The organism is Streptomyces griseorubiginosus, assembly GCF_036345115.1.
In the GTDB taxonomy this organism is placed as follows: Bacteria; Actinomycetota; Actinomycetes; order Streptomycetales; family Streptomycetaceae; genus Streptomyces; species Streptomyces griseorubiginosus_C.
This window is the reverse complement of sequence record NZ_CP107766.1, coordinates 6,860,945-6,881,444: the sequence shown is the minus strand read 5'-3', so window position 1 is coordinate 6,881,444 and position 20,500 is coordinate 6,860,945. Positions and strand designations below refer to the sequence as shown.

Here is a 20,500-nt window from a genome sequence, read left to right as displayed (position 1 = left end):
AACCCCGGGCCCCGGTGATCGGGCCCCGGTGATCGGGCCTAGTGGTCCGCCGGGGGCCAGGGGTCGCCCCAGGCCGTGTCCCTCGCTGTCTTGTACAGGGCGCCGTGGCGTTTGGTGATGGTGCGGCGGGTGAGCTGTTCGTCGGGTTCGCAGAGGTCGAGGAGGACCTGGCCCTTGCGGATCTGGGGGCGGCGCACGACCCGGGCGGGGGCCGGGGTGGTGGGGAGGCGGGTGGCGGCGACGTAGCTGAACTTCTCGTCCTCGTACGGCAGGGAGCCGCCCTTGACCTTGCGGTGCAGGGACGAGCGGCTGACCCGCGCCGAGAAGTGGCACCAGTCCTCGCCGGGCACGATCGGGCAGGCGGCGCTGTGCGGGCAGGGCGCGGCGATGCGGAAGCCGGCGGCGATCAGGCGGTCGCGGGCCTCGATGACCCGGGCGTAGCCGGCCGGGGTGCCGGCCTCGACGATCACCACCGCCTGGGCCGCTGCCGCCGCGGTGTCCACGAGGGTGGTGCGGTCGGCCGGCGTGAGCTCGTTGAGGACGTACGAGACGGTGACCAGGTCCGTGGCGGGCAGGGTGAGGTCGCTGCCGATCCGGACCCGCTCCCAGCGCGTGTCCCGCAGGGCCGGGTGCGCGGCGGCGATCTCGCGGCCGAGGGCGAGGGCGGGTTCGGCCCAGTCGAGGACGGTGACCGCGCGGTCGCCGGGCCAGGTCGCGGCCACGGCCCAGGTCGCGGCGCCGGTGCCGCCGCCGACGTCGATGTGCCCCGCGGGGGTCCAGCCGGGGGTGGCCTCGGCGAACGCCTCCAGCGCCGCGTGGACCGCCTCGAAGGTCGCGGGCATCCGATAGGCGGCGTACGCGGCCACGTCCGCCCGGTCGCGCAGGATCGGGGCGTCGGTGGGAGTGGCTCCGCGATAGTTGGCGATCAGCCGCTCGACCGCCTGCGCCGCCTGCTTCGGGGGAAGACCGTCGAGGAGGCCGGCGAGGGTGGTGCGGAGGGTGTCGGACGGGAGCGCGGGGACGGTCACCCGCCGATTCTATGGGCGCCCGGCCCGAGACCTGCCCGCCGGTGGGCGCCCCGGCGGGGGACGGGCCCCGAGGTCCCCGTGCGGCGCGCCCACGGATCGACCCGCCCGTACCGCTCCAGGACGGCGGCCACCTCATCGGGCCGCGACACATCCGGCCGTACGGCGACCGCCGCGCCCTCCGGTACGAGGGCCGCCGTCTCCTCGGGCGTCCCCGCCCGGCAGACCCGCGTCACGCCACTCGGCAGACCCCCGGACCGCCCGACGAACCTGCCTCACGTCCCCCTGACCGCCCGCGCCACCCTCGTCGCGATCTCCGCCCGCGGCCGGTTGTCCGGCGGACGTCTGCGGGGGTGGACCGTGTTGGCCAGGAGGACCACGAAGGTGTCCGTGGCCGGGTCCAGTACCAGGGACGTGCCGGTGAAGCCCGTGTGGCCGGCCGCGCCGTGGCCCGCCAGTTCGCCCATGAACCACTTCTGGTCGATCGCGAATCCGAGCCCCGGCGGGGTCAGCAGGAGTTCCACGAAGTCGGGGCCGAGGATGCGGGCCGGTCCGTACGCGCCGCCCGCGAGCAGGGCCCGGCAGAAGATCGCCAGGTCCCGGGCGGTCGAGAAGAGACCCGCGTGGCCCGCCACTCCGCCCAGCGCCCACGCGTTCTCGTCGTGGACCTCGCCCCGCACCATGCCCCGGTCCGCCTTGGCCCACGGCCTGCGCTGGTCCTCCGTGGCCGCGGCCCCCGGGCAGGGGCCGAAGCGGGTGGACGTCATGCCGAGGGGGCGGGTGATGCCCTCGTGGACGAGGACGTCGAGCGGCCGGCCCGTGATGCGCTCCAGGACGTGCTGGAGGAGCAGTGGGTTGAGGTCGGAGTAGGTGTAGGTGCCGGGGACCCCGACGGGCGGCTCGGCGCGCAGCAGGGCGAGGCGTTCCTCGTCGTCGGCGCAGTCGTGGAGCGGGAGCTCGGGGCGCAGGCCCGAGGTGTGGGTGAGCAGCTCGCGGACGGTGATGCCGTGGGTCACGGCCGCCGTGAAGTCCGGCAGGTACGCGCCGACCCGCGCGTCGATGCCCAGCGTCCCCCGCTCGATCTGCTGCACCGCCGCCACCGCCGTGAACAGCTTGGTGAGGGAGGCCAGGTCGAAGGGGGTGTCCACGCGGGCGGGGACCCGGCGCTCCGGGGGCAGTTCGACGCCCGCGTCGGTCCCGGGGTCGTAGGACGCGTAGCGGACCGCCCAGCCGGACGCCTCCTCCACGGCGATCACCGGGCCGCGCCCGGCGGCCAGGACGGCCCCCGCGGCCCAGGGGCGCAGGCCGGTGGTGAGGACCCGGAAATCCCGGACGAGGTGCCGGAGTTCCTCGGGGTCGAGGCCGGCCCGCTCCGGTGTGTCGGTGCGCAGTTTCGGTGCGCTCAGCGCTTCTCCTCCGTTCTCGAGTCCTCAGTCGCACGCCTGTTCCAGGGACGGCACATTGCCATGAAACACAGGAGCGCTACCAGTGCTGCCGCCACTTGGACGACGGCCATCGGGACGGCCGTGTCCTCGCCGGCCATCCCGACCAGCGGGGAGGCGATGGCGCCGATGAGGAAGGAGGACGTGCCGAGCAGGGCGGACGCGGAGCCCGCTGAGTGCCGGGTGCGCAGCAGGGCGAGGGACTGGGCGTTGGGCAGAGCGAGGCCCATCGCGGACATCAGGACGAAGAGCGCGGCGGCGACGGGTACGAGGCCGACCTCGCCGAACACCCCGGTCGCCATCAGCAGCAGGGCCACGGCCGCCGCGGTCACGATCAGCAGGCCCACGCCCAGCACCCGGTCCAGGCCGACCCGTCCCACCAGCACCTTGCCGTTGATCTGGCCGACCACGACGAGTCCGACCGAGTTCACGCCGAACAGCAGGCTGAAGGTCTGCGGGGAGGCGCCGTAGATCTCCTGGATCACGAACGGGGACGCCGAGATGTAGGCGAACAGGGCGGCGAAGGCGAAGCCGCCGGTGAGCATGTAGCCGGTGAAGGGCAGGTCGGCGAGGAGGCGGCGCATCGAGTGCAGGGCGTCGACGACACCACCCGTGTGCCGGTCGGACGGGGACAGGGTCTCGGGCAGTCGCGCCCACACCAGGACGGCGAGCAGCGCCCCTATGACGGTCAGGACCACGAACACGCCCCGCCAGTCCGTCACGCGCAGGATCTGCCCGCCGATCAGCGGCGCGACGATCGGCGCGACCCCGCCGATCAGCATGAGGGTGGAGAAGAAGCGGGCCATCGCGACCCCGTCGTACAGGTCCCGGACCACGGCCCGGGCGATCACTATGCCGGCGGCGCCCGCGAGGCCCTGGAGGAGCCGGAAGCCGACCAGGAACTCCACGGTCGGCGCGACGGCGCACAGCGCGGTGGCGACGACGTACACGAGGAGACCGGCGAGCAGCGGGCGCCTGCGGCCCCAGCGGTCGCTCATCGGGCCGACCACCAGCTGTCCGAGCGCCATGCCGAGCAGACAGGCGGTGAGGGTGAGCTGGACGGTGGCGGCGGGCGCGTGCAGGGAGTCGGTGACCTGCGGCAGCGACGGCAGGTACATGTCCATCGCCAGCGGCGGGGTGGCGGTGAGGCCGCCGAGGAGCAGGGTGACGAGCAGGCCGGTGCGGCGCACGGCGGCCGCCGGTGGTTCCGTGTCGGGTACGGCCGCCCCCTCGACGCCCGGCGTACCCGGCCCCTCCACGTCGGGCGCGCCCGGTCCCCCGACGCGCCTCGGCTGCTCAAGATGCCCCTGCTCGGGCATATGCCCCTCCTCTTCGACTGGTCCGGCACCTATGCTCTCAGCTCGTACAAGGTGGCGACGGTCAGGTGAGCGAGGGTGGAGCCGGGCATGACGGAGCAGAGCGTGCGCTGGGGGATTCTGGCGACGGGCGGGATCGCGGCGGCGTTCACCGCGGACCTGGTGGATCTGCCGGACGCGGAGGTGGTCGCGGTGGCCTCCCGCTCCGAGGCCTCGGCGAAGGCCTTCGCGGAACGGTTCGGGATCGAGCGGGCATACGGCGAGTGGGGCGCCCTCGCCGAGGACGCGGACATCGATGTCGTGTACGTGGCCACCCCGCACTCGGCGCATCGCGCGGCCGCCGGGCTCTGTCTGAGCGCCGGTCGCAACGTCCTGTGCGAGAAGGCGTTCACGCTGAACGCGCGCGAGGCCGAGGAGTTGGTGGGGCTCGCGAAGGACGGCGGCCGCTTTCTCATGGAGGCCATGTGGATGTACTGCAACCCGCTGATCCGGCGCCTCAAGGCCCTCGTCGACGACGGCGCGATCGGTGACGTGCGCACCGTGCAGGCCGACTTCGGGCTCGCCGGCCCGTTCCCGCCCGCGCACCGGCTTCGGGACCCGGCACAGGGCGGGGGCGCACTGCTCGACCTCGGGGTGTACCCGGTGTCGTTCGCGCAGCTGCTGCTCGGGGAGCCCGCGGACGTCACCGCGAAGGCGGTGCTGTCCGAGGAGGGCGTCGACCTCCAGACGGGCGCGCTGCTGTCCTACGACAGCGGGGCGCTGGCCTCGCTGCACTGCTCCCTGACCGGCGGCACCGCAACGATCGCCTCGGTCACCGGCTCGCTGGGCCGGATCGACATCCCCAACGGCTTCTTCCACCCGGACCGTTTCGTGCTGCACCGGGACGGGCGCGACCCGGAGGAGTTCGTCGCCGACCCGGCCGACGGCCCCCGCAACAGCCTCAAGCACGAGGCCCGCGAGGTCATGCGGGCGCTGCGGGCCGGGGAGACGGAGTCACCGCTGGTGCCGCTGGAGGGCACGCTCGCGGTGATGCGGACGCTGGACGCGGTACGGGACCGGATCGGCGTCCACTACCCGGGCGAACTCCGCACCCCGGCGTGACGCCCTGCCTCACCTACGCTGCGGGTTCATGGACACCAAGAACATGAAGACCGCCGTGGTGACCGGCGCGGGCTCCGGAATCGGGCGGGCGGTCGCCGTGGAACTGCTGCGGACGGGCTGGTCGGTGGCGCTGGCCGGGCGGCGGCCCGGGACGCTGGAGGAGACGGCGGCCCTCGTACCGGAGGGCGCCGCACTCGCCGTACGGACGGACGTGTCGCGGCCCGACGAGGTGGCCGCGCTGTTCGCCGCCGTCGTGGAGCGGTTCGGGCGGGTGGACCTGCTGTTCAACAACGCGGGGACGTTCGGTCCTGGCGGGGTGCCGGTGGAGGAGCTGCCGTACGAGGCCTGGCGGCATGTGGTGGACACCAACCTCAACGGCGCGTTCCTGTGCGCGCAGGCGGCGTACCGGCAGATGAAGGAGCAGGATCCGCAGGGCGGCCGGATCATCAACAACGGTTCGATCTCGGCGCACACGCCCCGGCCGCACTCCGTCGCCTACACCGCGACCAAGCACGCCCTGACGGGCCTCACCAAGTCGCTGTCGCTGGACGGGCGGCCGTACGGCATCGCGGTGGGGCAGATCGACATCGGGAACGCGGCGACCGACATGACCGCGGGCATGGGGGCGGGGGCGCTCCAGGCCAACGGGGCGGTCGTACCGGAACCCGTGATGGACGTGGCCGACGTGGCCCGCACGGTGCGGCACATGGCGGAGCTGCCGCTGGAGGCGAACGTGCAGTTCGCGACGGTGATGGCGACGACCATGCCGTACGTGGGGCGGGGCTGAGCCGCCCGGGGACGGGCGCGGGACGGCCGATTTCCACAAACGGAATATGTTCTTCCACCCCCGCCGCGGCTGGTCGGCGGCTTATGCTCGTCACGCGCCCTCCACAAGAGCTTCACACTTGAGGGGTGGCGTTCCGTCGACCTCGCCCGAGGGGGGAGGCGGCGGCCGTCCATGGCCCGGGTGGGGGTGGATCTCGCGTGGGACCGCGAGGTGCGCACCGGGCCGTGGACGGCCGCCGCACATTCTCAGCTCCCGCACATCCCTTCTCAGCCTGCGCACAAGGCTTCCTCACGGCCCCGCAATGCGGCGTCCCTACCTTGAGGGCGCGCCCACAGCGGGCGCCAAGAACCTTCGAGGAACGGGATGTTTGGCATCTATCTCAAGCGCGAGCTGGGCCGGCGCAAGAAGGCGGCCCTGGTCATCGCACTGGGTCTGGCGCTCGGTATCGCCCTGGTCATCACCGTCAACTCGGTGTCCGCCGGTATGACCCAGGCACAGGACAAGGTCCTGAAGTCCCTCTACGGGCTCGGCACCGACATGACCGTCACCAAGGCCAGGTCGGCCCCGACGTCGGGGAGTTCGGGCAGACCGAACTTCCAGTTCGACGCCAGTTCCGACGACGGCGACGACAAGCAGAGCTCCGACCGCGTGATGACCCAGGGCGGTCAGGCCCTGGCGTCCTCGGTGGTCACCAAGGTCTCGCAGCAGAAGGGGGTGGCGAGCGCGGTCGGGGCGCTGACCCTCAACGTGACCAAGGTGGACGGGTCCTTCACCCAGGGCAAGGCACAGAATTCCGGGGGAAACACCGGGAACAGCGGCGGTCAGGGCGGTCCCGGCAACAGCACCGCGGCTCCCCGGGTCCAGGGCGGCGGGGCGAACTTCGACGTGAACTCCTACTCGGTGGCCGGCGTGGACGTCACCGACCAGACACTCGGCCCGCTGGCCGGCTCGAAGATCACCACCGGCAAGACCTTCACGGCCGCGCAGAGCAACGCGAAGGTCGCGGTCGTCAGCGCGTCGTACGCCAAGGAGAACTCCCTCAAGGTCGGGGGGACCCTGACCATCTCCGGCACCAAGTACACGGTCATCGGCATCGCGACGCCCGACAGCAGCGAGTCCGCCACCGACGTGTACCTGCCCCTCAAGCAGGCGCAGACGCTGGCCGACGCCAAGAACCAGGTCACCACGATCTACGTCAAGGCGAGCGACTCGCAGCAGATCGACGCCGTCAAGTCGGCGATCCAGAAGAACATCTCGGGTACGACCGTCACGACCTCCGCGGATCTCGCGGAGACCGTCTCCGGGTCGCTGTCCACCGCCTCCAACCTGGCGACCAGCGTGGGCAAGTGGCTCTCCGTCGCGGTGCTCGCCGCCGCGTTCCTGGTGGCCGCGCTGCTCACCTCCTCGGCGGTCTCGCGCCGGGTCCGTGAGTTCGGCACCCTGAAGGCGCTGGGCTGGCCGAGCCGCCGGGTGACCCGGCAGGTCGTCGGCGAGTCGATGGTCAACGGCCTGCTCGGCGGCGCCCTCGGCATCGGCCTGGGCCTGGCGGCGGCCTACGCGGTCACGGCGATCAGCCCCAAGCTGACCGCACAGCTCGGGAACACCGGTGGCGGTGGCGGTATGGGCGGCGGTCCGGGCGGTGGCGGGGGCCCCGGTCAGCAGTCCGCGCGCAACACCATGGAGATCGCCCTGTCCGCGCCGGTCTCCCTGACCACCATCGCCCTCGCGGTGGGCCTCGCGATCACCGGCGGTCTGATCGCCGGCGCGATGGGCGGGTGGCGCGCGTCCCGGATGCGGCCCGCGGACGCGCTGCGCAGCGTGTCGTAACCCCCTCACTTCTTCGCTACGCGAATTCCCGATGGAGCTCTCATGTACCAACTCACCGGCGTCACCAAGCGCTACACGCGCGGCAAGGAGACCGTCGAGGCCCTGCGCGGTGTCGACCTCACCATCGAGGACGGCGACCAACTCGTCATCCAGGGACCGACCGGCGGCGGCAAGTCCACGCTGCTCCAGATGATCGGCGGGCTCGACCGGCCGACCGAGGGCAGCGTCGAACTGGACGGCGTCGACCTCGCGCGCATCGGCGAGGCGAAACTGACGCGGCTGCGGGCCGAGAAGATCGGCATCATCTTCCAGTCGTTCAACCTGATTCCCACCCTGACGGCACAGGAGAACGTCGAGACCGCGCTGGTCCCACTGGGGGTCAAGCCCGGGGAACGGCGGGAGCGTGCCGCCGAGGCGCTCCGCTCGGTGGGGCTGGGTGAGCGGCTCACCCACGCGCCCTCCGAACTGTCCGGCGGTCAGCAGCAGCGGGTCGCGATCGCGCGGGCGCTGGTGAAGAGGCCGAAGGTGTTGCTGGCCGACGAGCCGACCGGGAACCTCGACGAGTCGATGCGGGACGAGATCATGGGGCTGCTCGAAGGGCTGTGGCACGAGTACGGGTTGACGTTCGTCCTCGTCACGCATGACTCGTCGATCGCCCGGCGGGCTCCCCGGCTGGCGACGATCAGGGCGGGGCGGATCACGTTGACCGAGCAGCAACAGTCCTTCGTGCAGTAGGAGTTGGTCCGCTCACCGTCCGAGAACGCGGTCGATCTCGGTCAACTGGCCGGCGGTGAGCGGCCCCTTCTCGATCGCTCCCGCGTTCTGCTCCGCCTGGGACACCGAGCGGAAGCCCGGGATCGGGACCGTCCGGGGGCTGCGGGCCCAGATCCAGGCCAGGGCGCCCTGGGCGAGCGTACGGCCCTCGCTCGTGAGGATCTCCTTCAGCGCGTCGATCCTGCTGAGCCACTCCGGGTCGGCCGACGTGCCGTCGCCGAAGCCCTGGAGCCAGGCCGGGGGCCTGCTGCGGATGTCACCGGCGTCCTGCGGGCCTTGGCGCTTCCCGGCGAGCAACCCCATCGCCAGCGGACTGCGGTTGATGCTGGCGAGTCCCGACTCGGCGCACAGGGACAGCATGTCGGGGGCGTCCTGCAGCACGTTCAGCGCGTGCTGTACGGCCGCGCAGTGCTCCCCCTCGGCGAAGACGGCGGCGCGGGCCGGGTCGTCGGTGCTCCAGGCGTAGGAGCGGATGAGGCCCTCGGCGACGAACTCCTCGCAGGCGTCCCGGAGTTCGGCCGCGCGCGCCGGGTCGAGGTCGGACAGGTGGAGCTGGTAGAGGTCGACGTGGTCGGTGCCGAGGCGGGCGAGGGACGCGGTGAGGGCGCGGCGGGCGTAGGCCGGGGTGTCGTCGGAGCCGGTGAGCGTGCGGGTCTCCTCGTCGAAGACGTTGCCCCACTTGGTGGCGAGGACGACGTCGTCCCGGCGGTTGCCGAGGGCACGGCCGAGGACGCGCTCGCTGTGCCCGGCACCGTAGGTGTCCGCAGTGTCGAAGAAGGTGATGCCGAGGTCGAGGGCGCGCCGGACGGCCCGTACGGACTCGTCGTCGTCCACCCTGCCCCAGCCGAGGGGCTGTCCTTCGGTGTTCTGCCACTCGCCGCCGATGGCCCAGCACCCGAAGCCGAGCGCGCTCACTTCGATCCCACCGCGACCGAGCGTCCTGTTGGTCTCCATGGCCGGAGACTAGGAGTTGGAGCGCACTCCAGGACAAGCGTTATGCCTGGCCGGTCTCGAAACGCGAGATGCGGCCGTCGTCGCCGATCTCGAAGTGCCATTTGGTGCGCATCTCGCCCCAGGTGTCGTTGCTGTAGCGGGCGATGAGGTCGCGGCCGCCCCGGGACTCGTTGTCGACGTCCATGTGGCCGTGGGAGGAGAAGATCTCCCGGTCGATCCAGTCGTCGAGGTCGCGGTCGCTGCCGTCGTCCGCCATGGTCGCGCCGGGTGCGAGGAGCGCCAGGAAGGCCTCGCGGTCATGGGCGTTGACGGCGGAGACGAAGGCACGGACGGCCGGGTCGCTGAGCTTGGCTGTCTGAATCGTCATGCCAGTCAGACTCACACCGCGTGCGCGAGGCCGCCACCCGAACGGCCGCGCGGGTCTTCCGGGCAGGTGTGAGCGGTGCGACGGTGGAAACGCGAGGGGGGTTCCGTTCCACATCTCGTGCTGGGAGTCATCGTGACCGCTTACGACCGACGTGATCTGGGCCTGCTGCTGCTCCGGTTGGGGACCGGGGGTGTGCTGGCCGCCCATGGCGCGCAGAAACTGCTCGGCTGGTTCGGCGGGGGCGGGATCGAGGGGACCGGCCAGTTCATGGAGTCGGTCGGGTACGCGCCGGGCCGGGCGAGCGCCAGGGCGGCGGGACTGGCCGAGGCGGGCGGTGGCACCCTGCTCGCGCTCGGCCTCGCGACCCCGGCGGCGGGTGCGGCGGCGGCCGGTGCGATGGCCGGCGCGTCCGCGGTGCACGCGCCCAACGGCTTCTTCAACGCGGGCGGTGGCTACGAGTACGCGGCCACGCTGGGCCTGACGGCGGCGGGCCTCGCCGTGACGGGCCCCGGCCGTCTCTCCCTCGACCACGCGCTCGGACACACCGTCAACCGCGGCTGGATGGTCCCGGTGGCGCTCGCGGTGACCGGACTGACCACGGCGGCGGTCGTCGGGATGCGGGGGCGGCGGCTGCGGGAGAAGGAGGGGCAGTCGGACGACGCGCAGGAGGCGTTGTTCGAGGAGTAGGGGGTTGTGATCGGCTGCGGGTGCGTGGGGGCGGGTCGCGCGGTTTCCCGTGCCCCCGAGTGGGTGACAAGCTGCCCCGCATGAACGAGCCCGGCACCATGCCCTCCGACCTCTGGACCTCCGTCGACGCCCTGTGGGCCTGGCTGGAGGCGGATCGGCCGGTGAGTGGCCGGGAGGGGCTGCTGCTGCGGATGCTGAAGCTCTCCGAGGAGGTCGGGGAGGTCGCCGAGGCCGTCATCGGGGCGACCGGTCAGAACCCCCGCAAGGGCGTCACCCACACCTGGGAGGACGTCGAGGCGGAGCTGTGCGATGTGGTGATCACCGCGCTGGTCGCCCTGCGCACCCTCACCCCGGACACCCGCGAGACGTTCATGGCCCACCTGGCCCGGGTCACGGAACGCTCACTGGGTCCTCGCTAGGGGCGGCGAGGAACTCCACCACCGCGAGCGCGAAGAGCAGCGTGAGCGCCAGGCCGAACACCACCCAGCCGGTCGGGTACGACCACAGCAGATACGCCAGTACGGCGGCGGCGACCAGCCCCCAGACGATCCAGCCGCGGAACCGCCGTACGAACGGCCCCACCGGACCGGTCCGCAGCCCCGCCCGGTCCGCGACATGGCGTACGGCCCCGATGCACGCCGTCCACAGCCGGCGGACCCGAGTGGCCCGCGGTCCCGGCCCGGTGAGCCAGGCCGCGAGCGCCGTCACCGCGCCCAGGGCGACCACCACCCGCACGGCCCGGCGCAGGAAGCGGGTCAGCACGTCGTACACGGAACCGGCGGCGGGCTGGGAGAGTCCGGCCGGGAGGGCGTCCAGGTAGAGCACCCGGGCGACCGTGAGGCCGACACCGAGCAGCGCGGTGGCGAGCGCGAAGCCCACCGCGCCCGCGATCAGGGCCCGGCGTCGGTTCCGGGCCAGCAGGACCCCCGCGGTCAGGAGGGCCACGGAGAGGACCGGCAGCCAGGTGCCGGCCAGCTGCGACAGGCGGAAGTAGGTGCGCACCCGGCCGATGTCCTCGGCCTCGACCAGCGTCAGGTTCGTGTGCACCGACGGGATCTTCGCGGCCACGCCCATGCCGTCGTCCACCAGGCGCTGCTTGACCTGTTCGACGACCGGGCCGAGATCGAGGGTGACCGTGTCGGTGTCGATCCGCAGGGCTCCGTCGCCGCTGCCGGTGAGCGCCTCCTCCACCGCGCTGTGCACCCGGCGGTTGGCGTCCCTCCAGACCCGGTGGAAGGTGTCCGAGGCGATGACGGACTGCGCCTTGTCCTGCACGAAGCTGCGCACGGCGTCCTCAAGGGAGTCGCCGAGCTTGCCCAACGCCTGTTCCAGACGCGGTCGTTCGGCGGGGGCCGCACCGGAGAGCAGGGCGGTCAGGTCGAGGTGGCTCATCACGGCGTCGGTGACGCGCCGGGCCGCCTCCCGCTGGATGTCGGGATCGTCGGCGAGCGGCTCGACCGTCTTGACGTAACGCCCGGTGTCGCCGATGACGTCGGCGCTCCAGGAGGCCACGACGGACAGCGGCGCGAGCACGCATCCGAGCACGACGAGGAGCGCGGCGAGCAGGGACCGTACCGGACGCCTGCGGGACCGCTGCCGGGCCTCCAGCTCGGCGACCCTCGCCCGCAGCCGCTCCAGTTCCTCGGGCTCGTCCATGTCAGCCCCGGTACGCGGGCGGGACGTCCGTCGAAGCCATCAATGCCCTCCCGTGACGGGGCGTGGGGACGAGGCCAGCCTCCGCCGGGTGGTGCCGGGATGCATGACGGGGACGGCCGTTCGGGTGAGGGCGGATGTCGCGCGTACGGCGGCCCCGTCCCGCCCCGCTCCCCCGGCGCACCCCACGTGCACCGTTCACTCGTTCGGCGTAATCCCTCAGGCATTCCGGCCTCCGCCCCTCGGACGATGAAGCGGACGGCGACCACGTTCCGAGGAGCCTCATGACCGACTTCCCCGCCCCCTTCACGGAACAGGACTACGCGGCCCGTATGACCCGGGCGGCCAGGGACGCGGCGCAGACCGGTCTGGCCGGGCTGCTCGTGACGCCGGGCCCCGATCTGGTGTGGCTGTGCGGCTACCGGCCCACCGCGGTCACCGAGCGGCTCACGCTCCTCGTCGTCACCCCCGGCTCCGAGCCCCGTCTGCTGGTCCCGGCGCTGGAACGCCCCGACGCGGAGGCCGCCCCGGGCGCGGGCGCCGTGCGGATCTCGGACTGGCGCGACGGCCAGGACCCGTACGCCGCCGCCACCGGGCTCCTGCTGCCCAACGGCCGCTACGGCGTCTCCGACGTGACCTGGGCCCTGCACCTGCTGGGCCTCCAGGAGGCGCTCCCCCTGACCACCTACCGTCCGCTGTCCGTCGTCCTGCCGATGCTGCGCGCGGTGAAGGACGAGCACGAGGTGGCCCGGCTCGCGGCGGCGGGAGCGGCGGCGGACGCGGCCTACGAGGAGATCCTCTCGGTCCGCTTCAGCGGCCGCCGCGAGAGGGACGTGGCCGCCGACCTGGCCGACCTGCTGCGCCGGCACGGGCACAGCCAGGTCGACTTCACGGTGGTGGGTTCCGGCCCGAACGGCGCGAACCCGCACCACGAGGCGGGCGACCGCGTGATCGAGCACGGCGACACGGTCGTCCTCGACTTCGGCGGCCTCAGGGACGGCTACGGCTCCGACACCACACGCACGGTCCACGTCGGCGACCCGACGGAGGAGGAGCGCAGGGTGCACGACCTCGTCCGGACGGCCCAACAGGCGGCCTTCGAGGCGGTCGCCCCCGGGGTCGCCTGCCAGGAGATCGACCGCCGGGCCCGCCGGGTGATCGAGGACGCCGGGTACGGCGAGTACTTCGTGCACCGCACCGGCCACGGCATCGGCGTCACCACGCACGAGCCGCCGTACATGATCGAGGGCGAGGAGACCCCGCTGGTGCCCGGCATGTGCTTCTCGATCGAACCGGGCGTCTACCTGCCGAACCGCTTCGGCGTACGGATCGAGGACATCGTGACGTGCACGGCGGACGGGGGCAGGCGGCTCAACGGGACGGATCACGCGATGGCGATCGTGGACTGACCTTGGCGAGTTGCCCGGTGGTGGTGTCCGCGCCCGCCGGCGCACCGAGTCGGCCGATCTGGTGCGTCCTAGCTCCGGCTTCTGCCGAAGTACCGGGCCCGGGCCCGGTCGAGCAGGATCGCGACGCCGAGGACCGCTCCCTGGACGACCTGCTGGTCGTAGGGGCTGACCTTGAGGGCGAGCAGGCCGTTGGTGATGAACTCCAGCAGGATCGCGCCCGCCGCGATGCCCGCGATACGGCCCTCGCCGCCCGAGAGCGACATGCCGCCGACCACCGCGGCGGCGATCGCGGTGAGTTCCCAGCCCGCGCCGACGGAGGGGTCGGCCACGTTCATCCGGCCGATCACCAGGATGCCGACCAGACCGGCGAGCGCGGAGCTGGCGACGTAGGTGGAGGTGATCCGGCGGGCGGTCGGGATGCCGGCGAGCCGGGCGGCCTCCTTGTTGCCGCCGACCGCGTAGATCTGGCGGCCCACGTAGGTGCGCTCCAGGACGAACCAGGCGACGGCGGCCGCACCGACGAAGAACAGTGCGGGGACCGGCACTTCGCCGAGGTAGTACTGGCTGAGGTTGCTGAACAGCGGGTCGAGGTTGTTGATGGGCGAGCCGCTGGTGATGGCGAGGGCGGTGCCCTGGGCGACCGTGTAGGTGACCAGGGTGATCACGAAGGGCGGCACGTTCAGGCGGGTGACCATGACGCCGTGCCACAGGCCGACGGCGGCGGTGATCACCAGCGTGAACAGGATGGCGAGGGGGGCGGGCAGGCCCTCGTTGACGTTCATCCAGCCGGCCAGGATGCCGGCCAGGCCGGCGAGGGCGCCGACCGACAGGTCGATGCCCCCGGTGAGGATGACCAGTGACTCGCCGATCGCGAGGATGCCGACCTGGGAGAGGTCGCGGCCCATCACCTGGAGGTTGCCCACCGCCGTGTACGTCTCCGCGTTGGCGGCGATCGCCACGAACACCACCACGCAGGCGATGATCACGCCGGCCTCCGGGGAGGCGGCGAGTCTGCGGAGGAGGGTCGACGCGGCCGAACGAGGCTGCGGCGCGACCTCGTTCGGGGCGAGCGTGCTCTGCGCGCTCATGCTGTGGCTCCGTTCGTCACTTGGTGGGTCTCGAGAGGGGCGGTACCGGCCGCGGCCGTCATGATCCGTTCCTTGGTGGCGTCGGCCCGGTCGATGACCTCGACCACCCGACCGTGGTTCATCACCGCGACGCGATGGCAGATCCACAGCAGCTCCTCCAGTTCGGAGGAGGCGACCACGATCCCCATGCCCTGCTCGGCCGCCTGGTCGATGAGCTTGTAGATCTCCGCCTTCGCGCCGACGTCCACGCCACGGGTGGGCTCGTCGAGCAGCAGCAGACGGGGTTCGGCGGCGAACGCCCGCCCGAAGATGGCCCGTTGCTGGTTGCCGCCGGACAGCGAGCCGATCGGCTGCTCGACCGACTGCATCCGTACGTTGACGTTCTCGGTGATCTTCCGTGCCTCGGCGCGTTCCCGGCCCGGTCCGAGCAGGCCCCGGGTGCTGATGCGCTTGAGCACCGAGACGACGACGTTGGCCCGGATCGAGGCGAACAGCACCAGTGACTGTTCCTTGCGGTCCTCGGGGATCAGCGCGATCCCGGCCGCCACGCCGTCCCCGGCGCCGCGCGGCCGGTAGGGCTCGCCGCCCAGCAGCATCCGGCCGCCGGTGGCGGGCTGTGCCCCGGCGATCGTGTGGACCAGGCGGCTGCGGCCGGAACCCATCAGCCCGGCCACGCCGAGGATCTCGCCCTCGCGCACCTCCAGGTCGACCGGTCCGAGGCCGTCCGCGGTGAGGCCCTCGGCGCGGAGCAGGACGGGGCTGGTCGCGGGCGGTGCCTTGGGTTCGCCCTGGGCGACCTCGCCGCCGACCATCTCCCGGATCAGCCGTTCCTCGGTGGCCTCGGCCGGTTCGAGGTCGGCGACCAGCCTGCCGTTGCGCAGCACCAGGACGCGGTCGCTGATGTCCCGCACCTCGTCGAGCCGGTGCCCGATGAACAGCACGGTGCCGCCGCGCTCGGCGAGTTGGCGGGCGAGGCCCAGCACCATCTGAGCCTCGACCGGTCCGAGGGAGGAGGTCGGCTCGTCGAGGATCAGCAGCTTGGGTTCGCGGCCCCAGGCCTTGGCGATCTCGATCATCTGGCGGGTCGGCACGGGGAGGGTGCGGACCTCCCGGTTCACCGGGATGGTGTCGGCGGACAGGCCGATCTCCGCGAGCATCGCCTTCGCCTCGGCGCGTTGCGCGGAGCCGTCCACCAGGAAGCGGCGCTTCGACCCGCGCGGGCGGCGGCCGAGGAGCAGGTTCTCGGCCACCGAGAGCTGTCCGACGAGTGGGAACTCCTGGGAGACCATGGCGATGCCGAGCTGTCCCGCGGCCTCGGTGGACCCGGCGGCGAGAGGCTCCCCGTCGATGAGGATCTCGCCGCCGTCCCGGTGCACCGAGCCGGCCAGGGTGCCCATCAGCGTGGACTTCCCGGCCCCGTTCTCGCCGACCACGCCGATCACCTGCCCGGCGTAGAGGTCGAGTTCGGGCAGATCGAGGACGCGGACGGGGCCGTACGACTTGTGGACCCCCCGCAGCCGCGCGGTGACCGCGCGGTCGGGGGCGTGCTCCGTGGCGGCCTTCGTGGAGGTCATGCTCAGCCGATCCCGAGCTGCGACTCGAGGGACTGGTAGGCGCCCAGGTCGGACTTGGTGACGAGGCCGACGCCGGAGCTCAGGGTCGAACCGTCCTTCTCCAGGTACGGCTTGACCAGCGCCATCGTCTTGTCCTTGCCCAGCACCTTCTCCGCGGCCAGGATGTACGCCCCGGTGTAGCCCTGCTGGTACGGCATCTGGACGACGGTCCCGGAGATCACCCCGGACTTGATGAACTTGAGCGTCTGGGCGTCCGAGTCGTCGGAGACGATGTGCACGGAGGCCGTCTTGCCGGCCGAGGTGACGGCCTGGGCGAGCGCGGGGCCGTCGTAGGAGTAGACGCCGTACAGGCCGTTGACGTCCGGGTTGTTGGCGAGGATGGTCTCCGCGTCCGAAGTGGCCGTGCTGGCCTGGAGGTTGTCGTTGACCTTCTGCGCGACCGTGATCTTGGTGCCCTTGAGGGCGGCCTCGAAGCCGGCGATGCGCTGGGTGGCGTTGGACGCGGTGAGCGAGCCGACCAGGATGGCCACCTTGCCCTTGCCGCCGAGGACCTGCTTCATCGCGGTGCCCGCCTGGAAGCCGGCGGTGTAGTTCGGGGTGCCGAGGTAGAGGGAGGCGGCGTCGGTGCCGGGCAGCGGGGAGTCGATCGCGAGGACGCTGATGCCCTTCTGGACGTCGGTGTGGATGGTCCCGGCGGCGGAGGTCGGGTCGATCGCGGAGATCGAGTAACCGGTGACGCCCTGCGAACGCAGCGTCTCCAGCTCGGAGTTCTGCTCGGTGAGCTTGCCGTTCGGCGGGGCGAAGTAGGTGCACTTGCTCTTCGCGATGCCGAGGTCGGAGCAGCCCTTGAGGAAGCCGACCTGGCCGGCCTTCCAGTAGTCGGCGGCCACGTTCACGACCATCGCGATGTCGACCTTGGACAGGTCCTTGCCGGCCAGCGCGGACTTCAGGGCCGCGTCGAGCTTGGCGAGGTTGGCCTGGTTGAAGGTGACCGAACCGGCCAGCGTGATCGGCGCGGCGGCCTTGGTGCCGCTGCCCGAACCGGCGCTGTCGGAGCCGCCCGCGCTCTTGGAGCAGCCGGTGGCGGCGAGGGAGAGGAGGACGGCGGTGGAGACGGCGAGGGTGCGGGACCTTCTGGCGCGGAGCATGACTGATCAACGCCCTTCTGGCGAGGGTGGCTTGGTGGATGGGTGACCGGGCGCACGTGTGCGCATGGGCATGCCGGTGTCGAGAGACCGGTGCAGGTGTGGGTGCGGAGGCGTGCCTGACCTGATGTCAGGGCCGTTCGGGCGCAGACCGCTCATGTGCGGTGTGCCAGGGTCGAGCTTCGTGCCTGACGCTTCGCGTGGCGCGGCACGAGTCGGCAACAGACTGTGCTGGTAGGGGACTTGCTGAATCGATTACTACTTGGCGTCCGTCATGTCGGGCTCTCTGTTCGGTGTCGCGGGCGGGTCGCCGAGGTCCGCACGACGAGGCTGGGCGGGATGACGATGTGGGGTCTGACGCCGGACGCCGGGATCCCGGAGTCCGGATCACCGACGATCTCGATCAGCGCACGCAGGGCACGGCGGCCGAGTTCGTCGAAGTCCTGGCGGACGGTGGTCAGGGACGGACCGAAGTACTCGGTCTCCGGCATGTCGTCGAAACCGACGACGCTGATGTCCTCCGGCACCCGGCGCCCGGCCTGCTGGAGGGCCCGCAGCAGCCCGAGGGCCATGTGGTCGTTGGCGCAGAACACCGCGGTGACCTCGGGGTCGTCGGCGATCCGGCGGCCGTGCTCGTAGCCGGTACGGGCCGTCCAGTCGGCGCCGGCGTGCGGTTCGGGCACGGGAGCGCCCCGCTTCTCCAGGGTGGCGCGCCAGCCGGCCTCGCGTTCCTGCGCGTCGAGCCAGGTACGCGGTCCGACCAGGTGGTGCACGGTGCGATGACCGAGGTCGAGCAGGTAGGAGGTGGCGAGTTCGGCACCGGCCTCGTTGTCCACGGCGACCGAGGCCAGCGCGGTGTGGGTGCCGCAGCCGACCGCGACGAGGGGCACGTCCGCCGGCACGTTGGCCAACGCGCCCACCGCGGCGGTCTGCGGAGCGATGACGACGATCCCGGCCACGCCCTGGTTCCGCAGCCGGTCGACGGCGTCCAGGACCGAACGCCGGTCGAGGGTGCCGACGGCCGCCACGGTGACGGAGTACTCGTGCTCACGGGCGGCCTGCTCGATGCCGTAGAGCATGCAAGCGGGGCCGTACAGCGTGGTGTTGAAGCTGATCACACCCAGGGTGCGGGTGCGGCGGGTCGCCAGGGTGCGGGCGGCGGCGTTGGGCCGGTAACCGAGTTCGCGTACGGCGGCGAGGACCCGTTCCCGGGTGCGGGCCCGTACGTTCGGGTGGTCGTTGAGGACCCGGGAGACGGTCTGGTGCGAGACGCCGGCGATCCGGGCGACGTCCGCCATCACGGGGGCGCGCTCTGCTTCCATGGTCCGCCTCCTCACACGGCTTCGTGTTGTGTACGTCCGTCTTCGTGTTGGGTACGTCGTGCCGAATTGTTAGCGCACACATTCTCGGAGGGTCAAGGTGATCGGGAGGTCACCGGGACCGGAATCGCCGAACGTGCGGAATTCGTCAAGTCCCCTCTGAGCAGGCACTACTTGACGTCCAAGGACCACTCTCGGCCCGTTCGGACACCTGGGTAAACAGACGGCACAGCTTTTGTTTTGGCACTCTTGACTGTTCAACCGTGTTGACCCGGTATTCATCCGGCCGTAAAAAGACGGAGCCGCGAGAGCGATCGCTCCCCCGGCCGACCACGCGTGAACAGCATGTGCGCAGGTCGGCCCTCCCCCCATCCCCTCCCCCGCACCCTCCTCTGCGCCGTGGACCACTGACGCCTCGTGAGGGCCCGGAATGTTAGCGCCCACATCCCCTTTCCCCGGCACGACCAGCACCGGACGACACCAGCACGAACGACGGAAGAGGTTCACCGTGAAAGGTCGAGTGCAACGTCGAGCGACAGCCCGCCGACGTCTGAGAGGGCTCCTGCTGACCGTCAGCGCGGCCCTCACCCTCCTCGCGGGCATCCTGGCCGGAGTCGTCGGCACCGCCGGCACCGCCGCGGCCGCTTCCTCCCTCCCCTGCGACATCTACGCCTCCGCGGGCACGCCCTGTGCCGCGGCCCACAGCACCACCCGGGCGCTCTACGCCTCGTACAGCGGCGCCCTCTACCAGGTGAAGCGCGCCTCGGACGGAGCGACGACGAACATCGGCGTGCTCAGCCCGGGCGGTTACGCCAACGCGGCGGCCCAGGACTCCTTCTGCTCGGGGACGACCTGCACGATCACCGAGATCTACGACCAGAGCGCGAACCACAACAACCTGACCATCGAGGGCCCCGGCGGCAACGGCGGCCAGGACGTGGGCGCGATCGCCGACGCCCTCCCGGTCACGGTCGGCGGCCACGCGGCCTACGGCGTCTTCGTGTCGGCGGGCGTCGGCTACCGCGACAACAGCACCACGGGCATCGCCACGGGCAGCTCCCCCGAGGGCGCGTACATGGTGACCAGCGGCCACCACGTCAACAACCGCTGCTGCTTCGACTACGGCAACGCCGAGACGTCCGGCAACGACACCGGCAACGGCCACATGGACGCGATCAACTTCGGTACGGAGTGCTGGTTCTCGTGCACCGGCTCGGGCCCGTGGGTCGAGGCGGACCTGGAGAACGGCCTGTTCTTCGGCGCGAACGGCTCGTACTCCGGCAACACCGGCATCTCCAGCGAATACGTCACCGCGATGGAGAAGAACAACGGCACGACGACGTACGCGATCAAGGGCGGCAACGCCCAATCCGGCTCCTTGAGCACCTTCTACAACGGTGCGCTGCCCACGACCAGCGGCTACGCCCCGATGCACAAGGAGGGCGCCATCGTCCTGGGCACCGGTGGCGACAACAGCAACGGCTCGGACGGCTCCTTCTTCGAGGGCGTGATGACCGCCGGCTACCCGACGGACGCCGCCGACAACGCCGTACAGGCCAACGTCACGTCGGTCGGCTACACCACCCCGACGCAGACCTTCCCGGTCACCGGCACCGCCTACCGCCTGACCAACACCAACTCCGGCAAGGTGCTGGACGCGGTCAACTGCGGCACGGCCAACGGCACTTCGATCGACCTGTGGGCCTCGCTCGGCAACACCTGCCAGCAGTGGAAGTTCGCGAGCGCGGGCAACGGCCACTACACGATCACCAACGTCAACAGCGGCACGGTCCTGGACGACAAGAACTGCGGCCAGTCCAACGGCACGGCCGTCCAGCTGTGGGCGTCGCTGGGCAACACCTGCCAGCAGTGGGACGTCACGAAGGTCGGCAGCCACTACACGATCTCCAACGTCAACACCGGTATGACGCTGGACGTGGCGAACTGCGGCACGGCCAACGGGACGGTCGTACGGCAGTGGCAGCAGCTGGACAACACGTGCCAGCAGTGGAACATCGCGCCGTGATCTGAC

The 20,500-nt window shown here is 71.7% G+C and carries 19 protein-coding genes; 8 read left to right on the top strand and 11 right to left on the bottom strand.

The features are described 5' to 3' along the window. Positions 1-38: 38 nt before the first annotated feature. Genes OHN19_RS31060 through OHN19_RS31045 form a run of 4 tightly spaced genes read right to left on the bottom strand, consistent with a single transcriptional unit; the run spans position 39 to position 3,786 of the window. The gene (locus OHN19_RS31060) at positions 39-1,028 is read right to left on the bottom strand and encodes a small ribosomal subunit Rsm22 family protein (protein ID WP_330267370.1); all 990 of its coding nucleotides are present in this window, start codon (positions 1,026-1,028) and stop codon (positions 39-41) included. Next, the gene (locus OHN19_RS43980) at positions 1,025-1,261 is read right to left on the bottom strand and encodes a hypothetical protein (protein ID WP_391193142.1); all 237 of its coding nucleotides are present in this window, start codon (positions 1,259-1,261) and stop codon (positions 1,025-1,027) included. The genes OHN19_RS31060 and OHN19_RS43980 overlap by 4 nt, the downstream gene beginning before the upstream one ends. A gap of 39 nt (positions 1,262-1,300) precedes the next feature. After that, on the bottom strand, positions 1,301-2,431 hold the full coding sequence (locus OHN19_RS31050; RefSeq protein WP_391193210.1) for a serine hydrolase domain-containing protein: 1,131 nt from the start codon (positions 2,429-2,431) through the stop codon (positions 1,301-1,303). Next, on the bottom strand, positions 2,428-3,786 hold the full coding sequence (locus OHN19_RS31045) for a multidrug effflux MFS transporter (protein ID WP_330267369.1): 1,359 nt from the start codon (positions 3,784-3,786) through the stop codon (positions 2,428-2,430). The genes OHN19_RS31050 and OHN19_RS31045 overlap by 4 nt, the downstream gene beginning before the upstream one ends. An 87-nt stretch (positions 3,787-3,873) precedes the next feature. Between OHN19_RS31045 and OHN19_RS31040 the strand changes: the two genes are divergently transcribed. From OHN19_RS31040 to OHN19_RS31025, 4 genes are all read left to right on the top strand, one after another. Then, positions 3,874-4,884 carry a Gfo/Idh/MocA family oxidoreductase gene (locus tag OHN19_RS31040; RefSeq protein ID WP_330267368.1) on the top strand — a complete coding sequence of 337 codons (1,011 nt, stop codon included), beginning with the start codon at positions 3,874-3,876 and terminating at the stop codon, positions 4,882-4,884. A gap of 28 nt (positions 4,885-4,912) precedes the next feature. Then, complete coding sequence (locus OHN19_RS31035; RefSeq protein ID WP_330267367.1) at positions 4,913-5,671, top strand: SDR family oxidoreductase; 759 nt, start codon at positions 4,913-4,915, stop codon at positions 5,669-5,671. Between the two features lie 363 nt (positions 5,672-6,034). Then, positions 6,035-7,498 carry an ABC transporter permease gene (locus OHN19_RS31030; protein ID WP_330267366.1) on the top strand — a complete coding sequence of 488 codons (1,464 nt, stop codon included), beginning with the start codon at positions 6,035-6,037 and terminating at the stop codon, positions 7,496-7,498. A gap of 42 nt (positions 7,499-7,540) precedes the next feature. Further along, positions 7,541-8,233: an ABC transporter ATP-binding protein gene (locus OHN19_RS31025; RefSeq protein ID WP_330267365.1), complete on the top strand. Its 693-nt coding sequence runs from the start codon at positions 7,541-7,543 to the stop codon at positions 8,231-8,233. A gap of 12 nt (positions 8,234-8,245) precedes the next feature. On the opposite strand, the gene OHN19_RS31020 is transcribed toward OHN19_RS31025, so the two are convergent. Beyond that, positions 8,246-9,226 (bottom strand): aldo/keto reductase, encoded by a 981-nt coding sequence (locus OHN19_RS31020; protein WP_330267364.1) that lies wholly within the window; start codon positions 9,224-9,226, stop codon positions 8,246-8,248. A 40-nt stretch (positions 9,227-9,266) separates the two neighbouring features. Next, positions 9,267-9,593, bottom strand: a complete 327-nt coding sequence (locus OHN19_RS31015) for a nuclear transport factor 2 family protein (RefSeq protein ID WP_330267363.1) — start codon at positions 9,591-9,593, stop codon at positions 9,267-9,269. 132 nt (positions 9,594-9,725) lie between these two features. Here OHN19_RS31015 and OHN19_RS31010 point away from each other — a divergent pair, with 132 nt between their 5' ends. Continuing rightward, positions 9,726-10,280: a DoxX family protein gene (locus OHN19_RS31010; protein WP_330267362.1), complete on the top strand. Its 555-nt coding sequence runs from the start codon at positions 9,726-9,728 to the stop codon at positions 10,278-10,280. Between the two features lie 80 nt (positions 10,281-10,360). Then, positions 10,361-10,699: a MazG-like family protein gene (locus OHN19_RS31005; RefSeq protein ID WP_330267361.1), complete on the top strand. Its 339-nt coding sequence runs from the start codon at positions 10,361-10,363 to the stop codon at positions 10,697-10,699. Here the strand turns inward: OHN19_RS31005 and OHN19_RS31000 are convergent. Further along, positions 10,671-11,936, bottom strand: coding sequence for a hypothetical protein (locus OHN19_RS31000; RefSeq protein WP_330267360.1), 1,266 nt, complete (start codon positions 11,934-11,936; stop codon positions 10,671-10,673). The genes OHN19_RS31005 and OHN19_RS31000 overlap by 29 nt on opposite strands. Positions 11,937-12,217: 281 nt before the next feature. On the opposite strand from OHN19_RS31000, the gene OHN19_RS30995 reads away from it, so the two are divergent. Then, the gene (locus OHN19_RS30995) at positions 12,218-13,342 is read left to right on the top strand and encodes an aminopeptidase P family protein (RefSeq protein ID WP_330267359.1); all 1,125 of its coding nucleotides are present in this window, start codon (positions 12,218-12,220) and stop codon (positions 13,340-13,342) included. A gap of 68 nt (positions 13,343-13,410) precedes the next feature. Here the strand turns inward: OHN19_RS30995 and OHN19_RS30990 are convergent, their stop codons facing one another. From OHN19_RS30990 to OHN19_RS30975, 4 genes are all read right to left on the bottom strand, one after another. Next, positions 13,411-14,430, bottom strand: coding sequence for an ABC transporter permease (locus OHN19_RS30990; protein ID WP_330267358.1), 1,020 nt, complete (start codon positions 14,428-14,430; stop codon positions 13,411-13,413). Next, positions 14,427-16,004: a sugar ABC transporter ATP-binding protein gene (locus tag OHN19_RS30985; RefSeq protein ID WP_330267357.1), complete on the bottom strand. Its 1,578-nt coding sequence runs from the start codon at positions 16,002-16,004 to the stop codon at positions 14,427-14,429. The genes OHN19_RS30990 and OHN19_RS30985 overlap by 4 nt, the downstream gene beginning before the upstream one ends. A 2-nt stretch (positions 16,005-16,006) precedes the next feature. Further along, a complete protein-coding gene (locus OHN19_RS30980; RefSeq protein ID WP_330267356.1) occupies positions 16,007-17,152 on the bottom strand; it encodes a substrate-binding domain-containing protein in 1,146 nt (381 codons plus the stop codon). A gap of 269 nt (positions 17,153-17,421) precedes the next feature. Continuing rightward, positions 17,422-18,471: a substrate-binding domain-containing protein gene (locus tag OHN19_RS30975; RefSeq protein ID WP_330267355.1), complete on the bottom strand. Its 1,050-nt coding sequence runs from the start codon at positions 18,469-18,471 to the stop codon at positions 17,422-17,424. A 517-nt stretch (positions 18,472-18,988) separates the two neighbouring features. On the opposite strand from OHN19_RS30975, the gene OHN19_RS30970 reads away from it, so the two are divergent. Continuing rightward, complete coding sequence (locus tag OHN19_RS30970; protein ID WP_330267354.1) at positions 18,989-20,494, top strand: arabinofuranosidase catalytic domain-containing protein; 1,506 nt, start codon at positions 18,989-18,991, stop codon at positions 20,492-20,494. Positions 20,495-20,500 lie beyond the last annotated feature (6 nt).

Coding starts and splice junctions, on each gene's coding strand:
- OHN19_RS31045 (WP_330267369.1), bottom strand. CDS start 3,786: ATGCCCGAGCAGGGGCATCTTGAGCAGCCGAGGCGCGTCGGGGGACCG.
- OHN19_RS31040 (WP_330267368.1), top strand. CDS start 3,874: ATGACGGAGCAGAGCGTGCGCTGGGGGATTCTGGCGACGGGCGGGATC.
- OHN19_RS31035 (WP_330267367.1), top strand. CDS start 4,913: ATGGACACCAAGAACATGAAGACCGCCGTGGTGACCGGCGCGGGCTCC.
- OHN19_RS31030 (WP_330267366.1), top strand. CDS start 6,035: ATGTTTGGCATCTATCTCAAGCGCGAGCTGGGCCGGCGCAAGAAGGCG.
- OHN19_RS31025 (WP_330267365.1), top strand. CDS start 7,541: ATGTACCAACTCACCGGCGTCACCAAGCGCTACACGCGCGGCAAGGAG.
- OHN19_RS31020 (WP_330267364.1), bottom strand. CDS start 9,226: ATGGAGACCAACAGGACGCTCGGTCGCGGTGGGATCGAAGTGAGCGCG.
- OHN19_RS31015 (WP_330267363.1), bottom strand. CDS start 9,593: ATGACGATTCAGACAGCCAAGCTCAGCGACCCGGCCGTCCGTGCCTTC.
- OHN19_RS31005 (WP_330267361.1), top strand. CDS start 10,361: ATGAACGAGCCCGGCACCATGCCCTCCGACCTCTGGACCTCCGTCGAC.
- OHN19_RS31000 (WP_330267360.1), bottom strand. CDS start 11,936: ATGGACGAGCCCGAGGAACTGGAGCGGCTGCGGGCGAGGGTCGCCGAG.
- OHN19_RS30995 (WP_330267359.1), top strand. CDS start 12,218: ATGACCGACTTCCCCGCCCCCTTCACGGAACAGGACTACGCGGCCCGT.
- OHN19_RS30990 (WP_330267358.1), bottom strand. CDS start 14,430: ATGAGCGCGCAGAGCACGCTCGCCCCGAACGAGGTCGCGCCGCAGCCT.
- OHN19_RS30985 (WP_330267357.1), bottom strand. CDS start 16,004: ATGACCTCCACGAAGGCCGCCACGGAGCACGCCCCCGACCGCGCGGTC.
- OHN19_RS30980 (WP_330267356.1), bottom strand. CDS start 17,152: ATGCTCCGCGCCAGAAGGTCCCGCACCCTCGCCGTCTCCACCGCCGTC.
- OHN19_RS30975 (WP_330267355.1), bottom strand. CDS start 18,471: ATGGAAGCAGAGCGCGCCCCCGTGATGGCGGACGTCGCCCGGATCGCC.